Source organism: Nocardia abscessus NBRC 100374 (assembly GCF_000308455.1).
GTDB classification, from domain to species: Bacteria; Actinomycetota; Actinomycetes; order Mycobacteriales; family Mycobacteriaceae; genus Nocardia; species Nocardia abscessus.
Window position 1 is genome coordinate 20,792 of record NZ_BAFP01000032.1, and the last position, 15,628, is coordinate 36,419.

The 15,628-nt window shown below is 69.1% G+C and carries 13 protein-coding genes and 1 tRNA gene; 6 read left to right on the top strand and 8 right to left on the bottom strand.

Annotated elements, in window-relative coordinates; translation table 11 throughout:
* Positions 1-256: 256 nt before the first annotated feature.
* A tRNA-Met gene (locus ON19_RS05825) sits at positions 257-330 on the bottom strand.
* 64 nt (positions 331-394) lie between these two features.
* A complete protein-coding gene (gene amaB, locus ON19_RS05830) occupies positions 395-1,924 on the bottom strand; it encodes an L-piperidine-6-carboxylate dehydrogenase (RefSeq protein ID WP_043688063.1) in 1,530 nt (509 codons plus the stop codon).
* A gap of 112 nt (positions 1,925-2,036) precedes the next feature.
* Between amaB and ON19_RS05835 the strand changes: the two genes are divergently transcribed.
* The 3 genes from ON19_RS05835 to ON19_RS05845 all read left to right on the top strand — a co-directional run bounded on the left by ON19_RS05835 (position 2,037) and on the right by ON19_RS05845 (position 5,277).
* A complete protein-coding gene (locus tag ON19_RS05835) occupies positions 2,037-2,489 on the top strand; it encodes an Lrp/AsnC family transcriptional regulator (RefSeq protein ID WP_043688065.1) in 453 nt (150 codons plus the stop codon).
* Between the two features lie 65 nt (positions 2,490-2,554).
* Positions 2,555-3,889: an L-lysine 6-transaminase gene (lat, locus tag ON19_RS05840; protein ID WP_051168571.1), complete on the top strand. Its 1,335-nt coding sequence runs from the start codon at positions 2,555-2,557 to the stop codon at positions 3,887-3,889.
* Between the two features lie 128 nt (positions 3,890-4,017).
* Positions 4,018-5,277, top strand: coding sequence for a YVTN family beta-propeller repeat protein (locus ON19_RS05845; RefSeq protein ID WP_227954456.1), 1,260 nt, complete (start codon positions 4,018-4,020; stop codon positions 5,275-5,277).
* Between the two features lie 33 nt (positions 5,278-5,310).
* Here the strand turns inward: ON19_RS05845 and ON19_RS05850 are convergent, their stop codons facing one another.
* Positions 5,311-5,655, bottom strand: a complete 345-nt coding sequence (locus ON19_RS05850; protein ID WP_043688067.1) for a hypothetical protein — start codon at positions 5,653-5,655, stop codon at positions 5,311-5,313.
* 201 nt (positions 5,656-5,856) lie between these two features.
* On the opposite strand from ON19_RS05850, the gene ON19_RS38705 reads away from it, so the two are divergent.
* Together ON19_RS38705 and ON19_RS38710 are read left to right on the top strand one after the other, a co-directional pair.
* Positions 5,857-7,281 (top strand): serine/threonine-protein kinase, encoded by a 1,425-nt coding sequence (locus ON19_RS38705; protein ID WP_051168572.1) that lies wholly within the window; start codon positions 5,857-5,859, stop codon positions 7,279-7,281.
* Positions 7,282-7,455: 174 nt separating this feature from the next.
* Entirely contained in the window at positions 7,456-9,552 is a 2,097-nt protein-coding gene (locus ON19_RS38710) for a serine/threonine-protein kinase (protein WP_051168573.1), read from the top strand.
* A 59-nt stretch (positions 9,553-9,611) separates the two neighbouring features.
* Here ON19_RS38710 and ON19_RS05865 read toward each other — a convergent pair whose 3' ends face one another.
* The 3 genes from ON19_RS05865 to ON19_RS05875 form a co-directional block, all read right to left on the bottom strand.
* Positions 9,612-10,550, bottom strand: coding sequence for a patatin-like phospholipase family protein (locus tag ON19_RS05865; RefSeq protein ID WP_043688140.1), 939 nt, complete (start codon positions 10,548-10,550; stop codon positions 9,612-9,614).
* 143 nt (positions 10,551-10,693) lie between these two features.
* Positions 10,694-12,499 carry an acetyl/propionyl/methylcrotonyl-CoA carboxylase subunit alpha gene (locus tag ON19_RS05870; RefSeq protein ID WP_043688068.1) on the bottom strand — a complete coding sequence of 602 codons (1,806 nt, stop codon included), beginning with the start codon at positions 12,497-12,499 and terminating at the stop codon, positions 10,694-10,696.
* Between the two features lie 196 nt (positions 12,500-12,695).
* Entirely contained in the window at positions 12,696-13,613 is a 918-nt protein-coding gene (locus ON19_RS05875; protein WP_043688142.1) for a sulfurtransferase, read from the bottom strand.
* 169 nt (positions 13,614-13,782) lie between these two features.
* On the opposite strand from ON19_RS05875, the gene ON19_RS05880 reads away from it, so the two are divergent.
* Positions 13,783-14,559, top strand: coding sequence for a helix-turn-helix transcriptional regulator (locus ON19_RS05880; protein WP_043688069.1), 777 nt, complete (start codon positions 13,783-13,785; stop codon positions 14,557-14,559).
* Here the strand turns inward: ON19_RS05880 and ON19_RS05885 are convergent.
* Complete coding sequence (locus ON19_RS05885; protein WP_043688071.1) at positions 14,488-15,120, bottom strand: nucleoside triphosphate pyrophosphatase; 633 nt, start codon at positions 15,118-15,120, stop codon at positions 14,488-14,490. The genes ON19_RS05880 and ON19_RS05885 overlap by 72 nt on opposite strands.
* Complete coding sequence (locus ON19_RS05890; protein ID WP_372478632.1) at positions 15,117-15,440, bottom strand: acyl-CoA carboxylase subunit epsilon; 324 nt, start codon at positions 15,438-15,440, stop codon at positions 15,117-15,119. Before ON19_RS05890 ends, ON19_RS05885 begins: the two co-directional genes overlap by 4 nt.
* Positions 15,441-15,628 lie beyond the last annotated feature (188 nt).

Below are 15,628 nucleotides of genomic sequence, written 5' to 3' on the forward strand. Positions count from 1 at the left end.
CACGGGCATCGCGGGCCGCGACGGCGTCGCTGGAACTTGCGTCGAAACGTCTTACCTGGTGATCAGGCAGCTGAGATCGAAGAATAGCGGCGCGGGTCACACATTCGCGCATATCTCCGGCTGTGCGAAGTGGTAAGAGCCCAAATCAGCCATCTATCGGCTACCGTGCGGCGGCGCAGGAAGGTGATCGTCTTCCCTGAGGTCGACAGCAAAATGGCCCGGGTCGGCGGGGTGAACCGCCGACCCGGGCCTACAGTAGCGGGGACAGGATTTGAACCTGCGACCTCTGGGTTATGAGCCCAGCGAGCTACCGAGCTGCTCCACCCCGCGTCGTACGGATAACACTACACAGGGTGGGTACGAATGACCGAATCGCCTGGTGGGGCGGGGTGGCTCAGCCGAATTCGATGCCTTGGGCGAGGGGAAGCTCGGTGGAGTAGTTGACGGTGTTGGTGGCTCGGCGCATGTAGGCCTTCCAGGAGTCCGAGCCGGATTCGCGCCCGCCGCCGGTCTGCTTCTCGCCACCGAAGGCGCCGCCGATCTCGGCGCCGGAGGTGCCGATATTGACGTTGGCGATGCCGCAATCGGACCCGTCGGCGGCGAGGAAGCGTTCGGCCTCGCGCTGGTCGGTGGTGAAGATCGAGGACGACAGACCCTGCGGCACTTCGTTGTGCAGGGTGATCGCGCGGTCGAAGTCGTCGTAGGTGAGCACGTAGAGGATCGGCGCGAAGGTCTCCTCCCGCACCACGGCGGTCTGCGTCGGCATGCGCACGATGGCGGGCCGCACGTAGTAGGCGTCGTCGCCGAACCCGTCGACTCGCTCGCCGCCGCAGACCAGTTCGCCGCCGTCGGTCACCGCCTTGTCCAGCGCGGCGCGCATCCCGGTGTAGGCCTTCCCGTCGATCAGCGGCCCGACCAGCACTCCCTCGTCGAGCGGATTGCCCACCGACAGTTGCCGGTACGCCCGCTCCAGCCGGTCCAGCAGCGGGCCGACGACGTCACGATGCGCGATCAGCCGCCGCAGCGTGGTGCACCGCTGCCCGGCAGTGCCCGCCGCCGCGAACACGATGGCCCGCGCCGCGAGGTCCAGGTCGGCGGACGCGGTGACGATCGCGCCGTTGTTGCCGCCGAGCTCCAGCAGGCAGCGCCCGAGCCGCTCGGCCACCCGCGGCGCGACCAGCCGCCCCATCCGCACCGAGCCGGTCGCGCTGACCAGCGGCACTCGCTCGTCGTCGACCAGTCGTGCCCCGACGTCGCTGCCGCCCTGGATCACTTGGTGTATTTCGGGATCCGCGCCGACTTCGCCTGCCGCGCGCCGCAGCAGCGCGTGACAAGCCAGCGCCGTCAGTGGCGTCGTCTCGGAGGGCTTCCACACCACGGTGTCGCCGCAGACCAGCGCGATCGCCGTGTTCCACGCCCAGACCGCGACCGGGAAGTTGAACGCGGAGATGACCCCGACCACGCCGAGGGGGTGCCAGGTCTCCATCAGCCGGTGGCCGGGGCGCTCCGAGGGCATGGTGTGGCCGTAGAGCTGGCGGGACAGACCGACGGCGAATTCGCAGATGTCGATCATCTCCTGCACCTCGCCCGTGGCCTCGGCGGGGATCTTGCCCGCCTCCAGCGTGACCAGCTCGGCCAGGTCGCTCTTGTGCGCGGTGAGCAGCTGCCCCAGCCTGCGCACGACCGCGGCCCGGACGGGCGCCGGAACGCCGCGCCAGGCGCGGAAGGCGGTGGCGGCCCGGCCGATCGCGGCGTCGACCTCGGTGAGCGAGCTGGACCGCAAGGTCATCAGCTGCCCTCCGGTGATCGGAGTGCGCGCGGGCAGGTCGCCGGGTTCCGGTGGTCCCGCGGCGAATTCGCGCAGCACCGCCTCCGCGCGGGCAGCGAGTCGCTGGGTGGTCTGGTCGTCGAGTACCTCGGTCATGTGTTGTTCCGCCGTACCTTTCGGCCGCGTCGCGGCGTGTCTGTCCCACAGGGCGGGAGGATGGAGGTCAGGTTTCGGACACGAGGCGCGTCGGCTGAGTTAGCCTTCGCTGATGGCGGATACACCGGCAAGACCCGTACTCGATGACATCGATCGCCTGCTGATTCGTGAACTGATGGCCGATGGACGGGCCACCCTGTCGAACCTGGCGGAGAAGGCGAGTCTGTCGGTGTCCGCGGTGCAGTCCCGGGTCCGCCGATTAGAGGCACGCGGTGTGATCCGCGGGTATACCGCGCACGTCGATCCCGAAGCGCTCGGTCAACTGCTGTCGGCATTCGTCGCCATCACTCCTCTCGACCCGTCGCAACCCGATGACGCTCCCGCGGTCCTGCAGCACATCCCCGGCATCGAGGCCTGCCACTCGGTGGCCGGCGAGGAGAGCTATGTCCTGCTGGTGCGAGTGGCGTCCCCGCGGCACCTCGAGCAGTTGCTCCAGGAGATCAGAGCCACCGCCAACGTGCGAACCCGAAGCACCATCATCTTGCAGACATTCTATGACAGGTAGGGTTTGCTCGTAATTAATCCGTTTTGTTGTAGAGGTTCCGTAAATTTTTACGTACCCTCAGGGGCGTGACCATCGAACTGGAACGCACCCGCCCGGCGGTCACCCCCGCCGCCCGGGTTCGTGAGATCTTGTCGGCGAGCATCCTGGCCGACGGCTTCGACTTGGTTCTCGACCTCAATCGGTCCCGCGGCTGCCGTCTCGTCGACGAACGCGACGGCAGCTCCTACCTCGACATGTTCGGCTTCTTCGCCTCCAACGCGCTGGGCATGAACCATCCCGCCCTGGCCGACGACGCGGAGTTCCGTGCCGAACTGCTCACCGCGGCACTGAACAAGCCCAGCAACTCCGACATCTACACCGTCGAGATGGCCCGCTTCGTCGAGACGTTCGTGCGGGTGCTCGGTGATCCGCGGCTGCCGCATCTGTTCTTCATCGACGGCGGCGGCCTCGCGGTGGAGAACGCCCTCAAGGTCGCGTTCGACTGGAAGAGCAGGCACAACGAATCGCACGGCCGCGCAACGGAACTCGGCACCAAGGTGCTGCACCTGACCGGGGCGTTCCACGGCCGCACCGGTTACACGATGTCGCTCACCAACACCGATCCGGTGAAGACCGCGCGTTTCCCGAAGTTCGACTGGCCCCGCATCAAGTCCCCTTACCTCACCGACGCCTTCGACGTCGAGGAGGCGGAGGCGTGCGCGCTCGCCCAGGCGCGGCGAGCATTCGAGGAAAACCCGCACGACATAGCGTGTTTCATCGCCGAGCCGATCCAGGGCGAGGGCGGCGACCGGCATCTGCGCCCGCGGTTCCTGCAAGCCGTGCAGCAGTTGTGTCACGAGAACGACGCGCTGTTCGTGCTGGACGAGGTGCAGACCGGCGTGGGCATGACCGGAACCACCTGGGCCTACCAGCAACTCGGCTTGGAGCCGGACGTCGTCGCCTTCGGTAAGCGGACCCAGGTGTGCGGCGTCATGGCGGGCGGGCGCGTGGACGAGGTGCCCGGCAACGTCTTCGCGGTCAGCTCCCGGCTCAACTCGACCTGGGGCGGCAACCTCGCCGACATGGCGCGCAGCAGGCGCATCCTGGAGGTGCTCGAGCGGGACGAGCTGATCGAACGGTCCCGTCCGCTGGGTGCGCACCTGCTCGAGCGGCTGGGCGCGCTGGCCGCCCGCCGTCTCGATGTCAGCGAGCCGCGCGGGCGCGGACTGATGTGCGCGATCACGCTGTCGTCGTCGCGGCTGCGGGACGAGGTGCTCGCCGCGCTGCGCGAGCGCGAGCACGTGCTGATCCTCGGCACCGGTGAGCGAGGCATCCGGTTCCGTCCCCCGCTCACGGTCACCGTCGCCGAGTTGGACGAGGCCGTCGACGCGCTCGATCGGGTGCTGACCAGCCTCGAATAACGCCAGAACGGGATGATCCGGGCATTCCGGTGTGCTCCGGCGCGGGGTCCGCCGGAATCCCGGATCCACCTCCTAGGCTTCGCAGCCATGTCCTCTCGTCTTCACCACTCCCAGAGCAGGTGCGGCGCGTGAACCGACAGCGCACGTACCGATGCTGCGCGTCACACCTCGTGGTCCCTCTCGTCGTGCTGTCCGCGGTGGCGGGCTGCGCCGCCAGTGACGCGGGCACGGTGGACACCGAGGGAAGCCAGGCCGCCACGACCAGCGTGGCCGCACCGTCCACGGTGGTGGCACCGACCACCGTGGCCGCACCGACCACCGATGTGCTCCCGCCGCACATGACCGATCTGTTGCCCGGGATGCCGCCGCCGCTCTCACCGACCGACGTGTACGCGGCCAACCGCGAGCTCAGCCCCACCGTGGCCGACCATCGCCCGCTGGTCTACGTGCCCAACAGCCAGTCGAACACGGTGTCGGTGATCGATCCGGACACCTTCCGGGTGATCGACACCTTCCCCGCGGGCGGGTTCGAGCCGCAGCACGTCGTGCCGTCCTACGACATGCAGACGCTCTACGTCACCAACGACATGCCACTGGGCAGCGGCAGCCTGCTTCCGATCGATCCGCGGACCGGCAAGCCGGGCGAACCCTTTCCCGTCCGCGATCCGTACAACATGTACTACACGCCGGACGGCCGGTACGCGCTGGTCGTCGCGGAGGCGGACAAGTCGCTGGATTTCTACGATCCGCACACCTGGCAGAAGACGCACGCCATGGCGGTGCCCGACTGCGCGGGCGTCGACCACATGGACTTCACCGCCGACGGCCGCTTCGCCCTGGCGTCGTGCGAATTCATCGGCCGGATGCTGGCTTTCGACGTGGCCGAGCGCAGAGTCGTCAAGACGATCGACCTGCCCGGAGGCCGCTCGGGCAAGCCGCAGGATGTGAAGCTGTCGCCGGACGGTCACACCTTCTTCGTCGCCGACATGGCCGCCGACGGCATCTACCTCTTCGACGCGCACACCTTCGACAACACCGGATTCGTGCCGACCGGCAAGGGGACCCACGGGCTCTACGTCACTCGCGATTCCACCCGGATGCTCATCACCAACCGGCACGAAGGCAGCGTCTCGGTGTGGGACTTCGCGGCGAACGGGCTGGTGCACAAGTGGTTCGTGCCCGGGGGCGGCAGTCCCGACATGGGCAACATCTCCGCCGACGGGCGCGTCTTCTGGGCGTCCGGCCGTCATCACGGCGAGGTGTACGCCATCGACATCGTCAATTGGCAACTCTTGGCGCGCATCCCCGTCGGCAAAGGACCGCACGGACTCACCATCTGGCCGCAGCCCGGACGCTACTCCACCGGGCACACCGGCGTCATGCGCTGAACCCGCGGTCCCACCGAAACCCCGGTGCGCCGGTCAGGACGTGACCGGACGCAGCCCCAAACCGCCTTCGACGAAGCGGCATACGGACCTCAGCCCGGCGTCCAGAGCGGCTTCGTAGCCGGGGCGCGCCCATCCGCGCACGTTCGCGGTTCCGTCACTCGCGGGCGTCACCCCGATCTCGGCCACCAGTTCGGCGGTCGTCGGTTCGCAGACCGCCCAGGAGAAGTGCGTTTCCTCCGCCCAGCCCGCAGTGCGCCGGGCCACGTAGTCCGGTTCCGTGATGCCGCCCGCCGCCAAGGCGGGGCGGTCATCGATGCGGTCGTCGGCGCGCAGCGCGCGCAGATACCAGGCGCCCGCGTTGATCTCGATCGGCTCCATCAGCGCTCACCCGTTCCGTGCCCGCTGCCCGGTGCGGCGGGCTGCGCACCCGGAAACACTCCCGCGAATTTCCCGACGCCGAGCGGCCTAGCTGGGACATGATCGGATGGCCGCGACGTCGCTTTTGCGCTTTCCGCGGTGCGGACGTGAATTTCGGGTAGCTCGATCATGCGGAAAAGGCTAGCGGGAGGTTCTATCGAGATGGACGAGCTATGGTTCGGCCACTACCGCCTCGACCGGTTGCTGGGCAGCGGCGGCACAGGCGAAGTCTGGCTCGCGCACGACACCAGAACTGACCGTGCCGTCGCATTGAAGGTGCTGACCGCCGGACACGCGGCGGATACGAGATTCCGGCAGCGATTCACCAGGGAAGCCCGGCTCGCCGCCCAGGTGCGCGGGCCGCACCTGGTGCCGATTCATTCCTTCGGCGAACTCGACGGCCGCCTGTACATCGATATGGAGTTCATCGAAGGCTCGGACGTCGCCGCGCTGCTGCGGCGCGAAGGGCGGCTGGCGCCCGAGCGCGCGATCGAGATCGTGGCGCAGACGGCCACCGCCCTCGATATCGCGCATCGCGCGGGCCTGGTGCACCGCGACGTCAAGCCCTCCAACATCATGGTGACACCGGACGGCACGGTGTACCTGATCGACTTCGGTACCGCGCACCGCAGCGACCAGCCCTCGATCACCGCCACCGGCAACGTGGTCGGCACGCTGGCCTACATGGCGCCGGAGCGGTTCGACGGCACGGCGGGACCTCCGTCCGATCAGTACTCGCTGGCCTGCGTGCTGTACGAGTGTCTCACCGGGCGCAGACCGTTCGAGGGCAGCGATCCGCCTCAGCTGTTGCGCGCCCACCTGATGCGGACCCCGCCGCCGGCGTCCGCGCTGAATCCGGCCGTGCCGCCGGAGTTGGATGCGGTTATCGCGCGCGGCATGGCGAAAGACCCGGCCCGGCGGTGGTCCAGCGCGGGGGAACTGGCGTCCGCCGGGTACGCGGCCGTGACGGGCCGCGACGCGACGACGGTCGAGCTCTCCTCCTCGGTGCCGACCACCGTGCTGCCGCCACCCCGCTGGGCCGCCCGGACCGGTGGCTCACCTCGGGCCGGTGGCACACCCCGGCCGGGCGGCTCGCCCCGGGCGTGGGCGTCCGCCGGTCCGCGCCTCGCGCTGGCGGCTTTCGGGACGCTCGCCGCGGCGGTCGCCGGGACGCTGTGGCTCGGACGGCCGGAGGTGGCCGACGCGGGCCCGGACGCGTCCCCGATTCCGTCTTTCCAGCGGGAAGGCGCGGCGCAACCGGCGCTGCCGTCGCATGCCCCGGTCACGCCGCCGCCGGTGCCGATTTCCGCACCCATCCTGGTCCTGCCCGGCGCTGGGCAGCCGTGCGACCCGGCGGTCGACGTGCACCGCGTCACCGTCGACGGTCTCGCGCTGGCCTGTACTCCGTTGGCGGCGGACCGGGCGAGCTGGCTGCCTGCCGTGGCGGCCCCCACCGGCGTCGTCACCGGCAGCACCGGAGGCGGCGCGAACGACTCCTATCAGGGCGCGGACGACAAGCGCGATCGGGGCAAGCCCGGCCATTCGAACCAGGGCAACGGCAGAGACAAGCCCAAGCCGAACAAGTAGGCGCGACGGCTCCCGGACTGTCGTGGAGCACACAGTGGTGCGTGACGCGGGGCGGGGTTACGCTCCGAAAGAGGCCACGTCTTCGGTATTCGCGCGGTGATCTGCTGATTTGCGGTTGTCCGCTCCGCGGTGGAGGCCGGCCGACCAGACGTCGACGGTGACTGGAGGTTCGCGATGGGGGAGGTGCGATTCGCGGGCTACCGGCTGGAACGGCTGCTCGGCAAGGGCGGCATGGGGCAGGTGTGGCTGGCGTACGACACGGTGGCGGCACGGCAGGTGGCGTTGAAACTCTTGCCCGCCGACCTGGCGGCCACGGGCGGATACCGCAAGCGATTCGAGCGCGAGGCCCAGGCGGTGGCGCAGTTGCGCGACCCGCATGTACCCAGGATCCACCGATTCGGCGAGATCGATGGACGGCTCTACATCGACATGCAATTCGTCGAGGGCGTCGACCTGGCGGGCAAGCTGGCGGCCGAGGGGCCGATGCCACCGGTAGTGGCGGTCGGCATCATCGGGCACGTCGCCACCGCGCTCGACGTGGCGCATCGGGCCGGACTGGTACACCGTGACGTCAAACCGTCGAACATCGTCGTCCATCCCAGCGGCTTCACCTACCTGATCGACTTCGGTATCGCGCACGCCCTCGGTCAGTCGGCCGTGACCGCCACCGGCATGGCGATCGGCACCCTCGCGTACATGGCGCCGGAACGGTTCGGCGGAACGGTGGACGGGCGCGCCGACGTCTACTCGCTGGCCTGCGTGCTCTACGAATGCCTCACCGGCTCCCGGCTCTACGGCGACACCGATCCCGCGCAGCAGATGCATGCGCACCTGATGGCGGCGCCGCCCCGAGCCGGTGCGGTGTGCGCCGCCGTCCCCGCCGCGCTGGACGCAGTCATCGCCCGCGGACTGGCCAAGGAGCCGAGCGAAAGGTACTCCACCGCAGGAGACTTCGCGGCGGCCGCGTGCGCCGCGATCGGCGCTCCGGCCCCGGACTCGCGAGCCGTTGCGCCGACGCCGTTCGGATCGCGTCGTCAACCGACAAAGCCGGTGCCGGGGATAGCCGCCGCGGCGGCCGTGCCACCGCAGAGGGGTGACGCGTATCCGCCCGAAAGCGGCGGTCCGGCGAAACAGGCTGCGCCAGAGCAACATTCGCCGGTAAGCTCGAAATCTGCTGTCGCGGAAGGCGGCACACCGGAACCCGTCGCTGCGGAGCCGGAACGACGGCAAACGCCTCACCCGACCGAAGTGCTGCCGGAGCCAGGTCCGACGCCGACGCTCGTGGCGACCAAGCTCGACTGGTCTTCGGTCACGCCCAGCCCGAATCGCGGCGCGGGCGGGCACGTTTCGAATCCGGGATCGTCGGTGCGGGGATATGCCGACCCCCAGCGTCCGGCAGGCAATGGTTATCCGTTCGCCGGGCAACCTTATCCAGCCCCCCGGCGGTGGTATCAGAACGGGTCGTATGCCGCTGGAGCTGCCCGGCGGGGACAGCCGGGTTGGCAGGAACGGTTGCTCGCGCTGCAATCGCGTGTGCTGACCCCGAAGCCGGGTCCGGCCGTACCGCCTTATCGGAGGCCGGGGGTACCGGCGCGGAAGGTTTTCCCAGCGGTGCAGCGGCCGGGCTATCCGCCGTCCGCACAGCGGCGGCCGGGCGTCCCGGTCCCGCGCCGACGGCCGCGCCGCCGTCGCAGCCTGCTGTCGAAGATGATCGGCGCGCTGGTCGTCGTCTTCCTTGCCCCGTTCGCGTTCGCGGCAGGTTGCGTCGCGTTGATCGCGGCGGGCAGCAGAACCGGCGACGCGGGCACGCCCGGGCCTTCATTGCCGCCTTCGGCGGTGGCCGTGGAGCATCCGGGACCACCCGGAGACGATCGAGTGCCCGACCCGGCGGTGGGCACACCCGTTCGCGACGGCAAGTTCGAGTTCGTCGTGACGAAGGTCGACGCGGGCGTGTCACGGGTCGGACTACAGACGGCCGCGGGCTCGTTCCTGATCGTCACACTGGCCGTGCGCAATATCTCCGACGAGACGAAGTGGTTCCTTCCCTTGGGGCAGCGCCTGCTGGACACGCAGAGCACTGCCTTCGACCACAACGCCACCGCCACGATATGGCAGAACACCCAGCAGCGCCTCGGCTACTCCTTCGAGCTGCGCCCCGGGCAATCCGCGACCACCCAGCTCGTCTTCGACCTCCCCGCGACCGCCACTCCCGGACACCTCGAACTCCACGACTTCGTGCTGTCCAACGGTGTCCGAGTCCGCCTGGACTGACCGCTTTCCCACTGCCGCTGTTCGCGACGCTCCGCGAAGCAGAGCGCGAGCGGAAGCGGTCAGACGGCAGGCAGAACGGCGGAGAGCGCGCTGAGGACGGCTCGACGGCCGATCTGCAGGGCAGCGGCCAGCAGGGTGGTGTCGCGGGCGGCGCTGTCGATATCGGGAGAGCCGGCGGGCGGGTGGATCTGCAGGACGGAGTCGCCCAGACCGGCGAGCGCCCGGTCCTCGATGTCCTGCTGGCGCGGGCGTTCGAGCCAGGCCCGGTACGCGCCGGGCGCCACCGCGCGCAGATAGCCGCCGCCGACGATCTGGTGCAGGCGCGAAGCCGGCGGACGTCTTTCGTCCATCCGCCGGGTGCGCAGGACCAAGGCATGGGTGGCGCCCGCCCGGACCGCGGTGCGGATCGGAACGGTTTCGGAGAGGCCGCCGTCGAAGTAGGCCGAGTCGCCCAGGGCGACCGGTGGACCGGCCAGGATGGGCAGGCCCGCCGACGCCCGCAACGCGCGCATGAGCGTCCGCTTGTCGGTGATGTGCGGATGCAGGTCGACCGGTTGCCCGGTGCGGATATCGGTGGCGATCGGATGGAACGTCGTGGCGTTGGCCAGGATCGCCTGGAAATCCATCGGTTCGATGCCGTCGTACACCTGATGCACGAGATACCGCAGATCGAACGCCGGACGTCCGCGCAGGAGGCGGGCCGGGTCGATGGCGCGGCGCATGATCACCGGATCGGTCCAGGAGCGCATGCCGGGAATCGCGCGCCCACACAGCAGCCAGGCGCCGTTGATCGCGCCCGCCGACGTGCCGTACACCGCGTCGAACACCCCGGCGAGTCCGAGTTCCTCCAGCGCGGACACCATGCCGCTGGAGTACACGCCCCGGCTGCCGCCACCCTCCACCACCAGCGCCAGACGGTGACCGTCGGCGCGGCTGGAGGTGGCACGGCGCGCGCGGAGCAGCTCCGCGACGGGGGAGACGCTTGTCGAGCTGGTCACCGGATCACGATACGACACCACAGTGTGCGGATCGGGTCCGGCGGAGGCAACGTACGTGACCAGGCGAGGACCACCTCGTAAACAGTGGGAGCGGGCGCGGACTCCGTCGTCACGCGCCCGCTCCGTGCGGTCTTCGCCGGGTATTACTTGATTTCTGCGAGAACCGTGCCCTGGGTGATCGCCGCGCCCGTCTCGACGGACAGGCCGGTGACCACACCGGCCTTGTGGGCGTTGACCGGGTTCTCCATCTTCATGGCCTCGAGCACCACGATCAGATCGCCCGCCTCGACCGACTGGCCCTCTTCCACGGCGACCTTGACGACGGTGCCCTGCATCGGAGCGGTGACCGCGTCACCGGAGGCCGCGCCGCCGCCCGCGCCGCCACGCTTGCGCGGCTTGGGCTTCTTGCGGATCACACCCGCGCCGTTGCCCGCCGCACCGGCCGCACCGGCGCCGACGGTGAAGTTACCGGGCAGCGACACCTCGACCCGGCGTCCGCCGACCTCGACGACGACCTTCTGCCGGGGCTCTGCCTCGTCCTCCTCGGCCGGGGCGCCCGCGCCCGCGAACGGTTCGACGGTGTTGACCCACTCGTTTTCGATCCACTTGGTGTAGACGTCGAACTTCTCGCCGTCACCGATGAACGCCGGGTCCTCGACGATCGCCCGGTGGAACGGGATGACCGTGGCCAGGCCGTCGACCTCGAACTCGGCCAGCGCGCGCCGTGCCCGCTCCAGCGCTTGGGTGCGGTTCTCGCCGGTGACGATCAGCTTGGCCAGCATCGAGTCGAACTGTCCGCCGATCACGCTGCCGGCCACCACGCCGGAGTCCACGCGCACGCCGGGGCCCGACGGCTCCCGGTACACCGAGACCGGGCCGGGGGCGGGCAGGAAGCCGCGGCCGGCGTCCTCGCCGTTGATGCGGAACTCGAAGGAGTGCCCACGCGGCGTCGGGTCCTCGGTGATCTCCAGCTTCTCGCCGTTGGCGATGCGGAACTGCTGGCGAACCAGGTCGATGCCCGCGGTCTCCTCGGTGACCGGGTGCTCCACCTGCAGGCGGGTGTTCACCTCGAGGAAGGAGACCGTCTCGCCCTGCACCAGGTACTCGACGGTGCCCGCGCCGTAGTAGCCGGCTTCCTTGCAGATGGCCTTGGCCGAAGCGTGGATCTTCGCGCGCACCTCGTCGGACAGGAACGGCGCCGGGGCCTCCTCGACGAGCTTCTGGAAGCGCCGCTGCAGCGAGCAGTCGCGGGTGCCCGCGACCACGACGTTGCCGTGCTTGTCGGCGATGACCTGTGCCTCGACGTGGCGGGCCTTGTCCAGGTACTGCTCGACGAAGCACTCGCCGCGACCGAAGGCGGCGGTCGCCTCACGCACGGCCGAGTCGAACAGCTCCGGGATCTCCTCGATGGAGTGCGCGACCTTCATGCCGCGTCCGCCACCGCCGAAGGCCGCCTTGATGGCGACCGGCACGCCGTACTTCTCGGCGAATTTCACGACCTCGGTCGCGTCCTTGACCGGGTCCTTGGTGCCCGCGGCCATCGGTGCCTTCGCGCGCTCGGCGATGTGCCGCGCGGTGACCTTGTCGCCCAGGTCGCGGATGGACTGCGGCGAGGGGCCGATCCAGATCAGCCCGGCGTCGATGACAGCCTGGGCGAAGTCGGCGTTCTCGGACAGGAAGCCGTAACCCGGGTGGATGGCGTCGGCGCCGGACTTTGCGGCGGCGTCGAGGATCTTGTCGAACACCAGATACGACTCGGCCGAGGTCTGCCCACCCAGGGCGAAGGCCTCGTCGGCGAGCTTGACGAACGGGGCATCGGCGTCCGGCTCGGCGTACACCGCGACGCTGCCGATGCCGGCGTCCTTGGCCGCCCGGATCACGCGCACGGCGATCTCGCCTCGGTTAGCTACGAGTACCTTCGTGATCCGCGCGCTGGCATGGCTGGGCACTGAGCCTCCTGTGTGCATTCTTTTGGTCGCTTCGCCGGGGGATGGGTTGCTGTAGGCTCCGCTCCCGTGATCGACAAACTTACGTCTGGGGCGAGTGTAGGCAGTCTGCCAACAGACGCCGCACTCGGCCAGTCCTACTGAGCAGTAGGTCGCGGATCACAACGTATGCGGGCTGTGTTTGGGACCTCACCCTGCCCTACCTGCTCCGCATGCGTCGCGTACCGCTCCGCGTGGGTACCTCGCCCGGTTCGTTCCCCTTGGCGATCGGCATGCGCACGGAGTTGCCCCACTCGGTCCAGGAACCGTCGTAGTTGCGCACGCCCGGACGCCCGAGCAGGTAGGTCAGCACGAACCAGCTGTGGCTGGATCGCACGCCGACTCGACTGTAGACCATCACCTCGTCCGGACCGGTCAAGTCGCCGTAGACCTCGCCGAGTTCGGCGCGCGATCGGAATCGCCCGTCGGTGTTGAGCGCCTCGGCCCACGGAATATTGGACGCGCTGGGGATATGGCCGCCGCGCAACGCCGCGTCCTCGGGGGTGCCCGGTGCCAGGGTGCGCGCGCCGGAGTACTCCTCGGCCGAGCGCACGTCGATCACCGGCTTGCCGAGGTGGGCGAGCACGTCCTCGCGAAAGGCGCGGAAGGTGCTGTCGTCGCGGCGGACGGCCGGATAGCCGCTGCGCACCGGGTAGTCGTGCTCGAAGGTCGTGTCGCGCCCCTCGGAGATCCAGGCCGCCCGCCCGCCGTCGAGCAGCCGCACATCCTCGTGTCCGAACAGGGTGAACACCCACGCCGTGTGCGCCGCCTGCGTGTTGTCGCGATCCCCATAGATCACGACTGTGTCGTCACGTTCTATCCCTTTGGCGCGCATCAGTTCGGTGAAGCGGGTTCCGTCGATATAGTCGCGCGTGACCGGATCGTTCAGATCGCTTCGCCAATCCAGTTTGGTGGCGCCCGGAACGTGCCCGATGTCGTACAGCAGCGTGTCCTCGTTGGCCTCGATGATCTTGAGTCCCCGCGCGCCTATGTTTGCCGACAGCCACTCCGTGGTTACTAGTCGGTGAGGATGTGCGTAGGAACCGAGTGAGGGATGAGGGTCCGGGGCGACGGGCACGGTGTCAGGGTCCTTCACACATGGGTGGACGGTGGTGGCAGCGGTTCGGGGTCTCACAGCGATGGTAGGTGTGAGTCGACAGTGACTCTCGTTTCAGATCACAAATCGGATGAGGGCCGAATAAAGGGCACCTACATCCGATAAAGTCTCCCGGGAGGAGGGGTGAGCTATGTCCGATTCTTGGCCGCGGCGGCGACTGCTCGCGATCCTACGTGGCGCCAGCGAGCCTCTCGACGCCCAGGAACTGGCCAGAATCACCGGACAGCACGTCACAACGGTCCGGTTCCACCTCGATGTGCTCACCAGAGAATCCCTGGTCCGGCAGTTCCAGCAGCCGCCGCGCGGCCGCGGGCGGCCGCGCATCGGGTACAGCGCGGTGCAGCGATCGGTCGGCTACCAGGATCTGGCGCAGGTGCTCGCCGATCAGCTCGGCCCCGATCCGCGGCGCAGATCGGAAGCCGCGGTCGCGGCGGGCCGCGCGTGGGGTTCCAGACTCGACGTCGGCGACCATCGGGTGGAGTCGCTGGAAGACGCCAAGGACCTGACCATCACGCTGATGTCGGAACTCGGCTTCGCGCCCGAGCGTGACCCGTCCGCCGAGACCGAGGGCAAGGTACTGATCCGGCTGACGGCGTGTCCGCTGCGCGAACTCGCGCGGACGCACTCCGAGGTGGTGTGCGGTGTGCACCTGGGCCTGATCGAAGAGGTGCTCGACCGGGGCGGCGCGCGCGGCGCGATCGACGTGCGGATGCATCCTTTCGTCGAGCCGGAGTTGTGCGTGGCTCGACTGGAACTCATCGCCGCGCGGCGCGAGGAAACCGCGGAGGCGGCGACGATGTCCGCGAGCGGTGACGCCGAGGCGTTGACCGCGCCGTCAGGCCGTGTGGCCCCACAGCTGCGTAACGCCGATCCCAATATCGCCAAGCAGTCGGCGCAGCAGTGGTAGCCCGATGCCGATGACGCTGGAGGGATCGCCATCGATGCGATCGACGAACCAGCCGCCGAGCCCGTCGAGGGTGAACGCGCCCGCCACCTGGAGCGGCTCGCCGGTCGCGATGTAGGCGTCCAGCTCGTCCGGTTCCGGCTTGGCGAAATGCACGGTGGTGCTGCTGCAGTCGACCGCTTCCGCGGTGATCTGGCCGTCCCGCATCCGCAGCACGCAGTGACCGGTGACCAGATCGGCGCTGCGCCCGGCCATGTCACCCCACCGAGCGCGGGCGACCTCCGGTGTGTGCGGCTTGCCCTGCAACTCGCCGTCGACGAGCAGCATCGAATCGCAGGCCACCACAACGCAATCGACAGCCAGTTCGGGGATGTCGGCGGCTACGGCGGCCGCTTTGGCGCGAGCGAGTTCCACCACCACCGTTTGGGGCGGCGTGCCCTGCGGAAGGGCGGCGGCGACCGCGTCCTCGTCCACGGCGGAGACCCGGACGATCGGGTCGATGCCCGCCGAGCGGAGAACCTCCCGGCGGGCCGGGGACGCGGAAGCCAGGATGAGGCGGGTCACCCGCGCAGGTGGGACAACTGTGGGAAGGCGTACGGGGAGAACGGCGAAGAGCCGCGGTGCATCAGGGTGGGACGGCCCCACATGTCGGGCGGGCCGGCGGGGCCGGTCGGCCCGGTGCCGTTCGCTGCCGCGGACAGCACGCACACCAGCGCGGCGAGCTCCTCGTCGGTGGGCGAGCCCTTCACGACACGGAAGAACGGCTCAGCGGTGGCCTCGGCGGGTAGCGCGGCCGCGTTCGAGGTGGACGCACCGACCTCGTCCGCGATCGGGTCGACTGTGAGATCCAGTTCGACGGCGCTCAACACATCTTCTTCTGCCACGGTCGTCACAGTGCCAGGTCCTCTCTTCGCCTCGATCAGGTGAACTGATCAGGCTGTTCCCGTTTTCCGACAAGCTATGGATGAAGCGATCATCCTCGGATTCACTTGTTGCCTCTTCGCAACAAGGCGGTACACGCCAGGGTAAGTGGTACCGAGTCTGATGCCACCCTTTGTGCGCGGCCTATCGA

Excerpts from the sequence above, each read along its gene's own strand:
- amaB (WP_043688063.1), bottom strand. The coding sequence starts at position 1,924 with ATGACCGAGGTACTCGACGACCAGACCACCCAGCGACTCGCTGCCCGC.
- ON19_RS05835 (WP_043688065.1), top strand. The coding sequence starts at position 2,037 with ATGGCGGATACACCGGCAAGACCCGTACTCGATGACATCGATCGCCTG.
- ON19_RS05850 (WP_043688067.1), bottom strand. The coding sequence starts at position 5,655 with ATGGAGCCGATCGAGATCAACGCGGGCGCCTGGTATCTGCGCGCGCTG.
- ON19_RS38705 (WP_051168572.1), top strand. The coding sequence starts at position 5,857 with ATGGACGAGCTATGGTTCGGCCACTACCGCCTCGACCGGTTGCTGGGC.
- ON19_RS38710 (WP_051168573.1), top strand. The coding sequence starts at position 7,456 with ATGGGGGAGGTGCGATTCGCGGGCTACCGGCTGGAACGGCTGCTCGGC.
- ON19_RS05880 (WP_043688069.1), top strand. The coding sequence starts at position 13,783 with ATGTCCGATTCTTGGCCGCGGCGGCGACTGCTCGCGATCCTACGTGGC.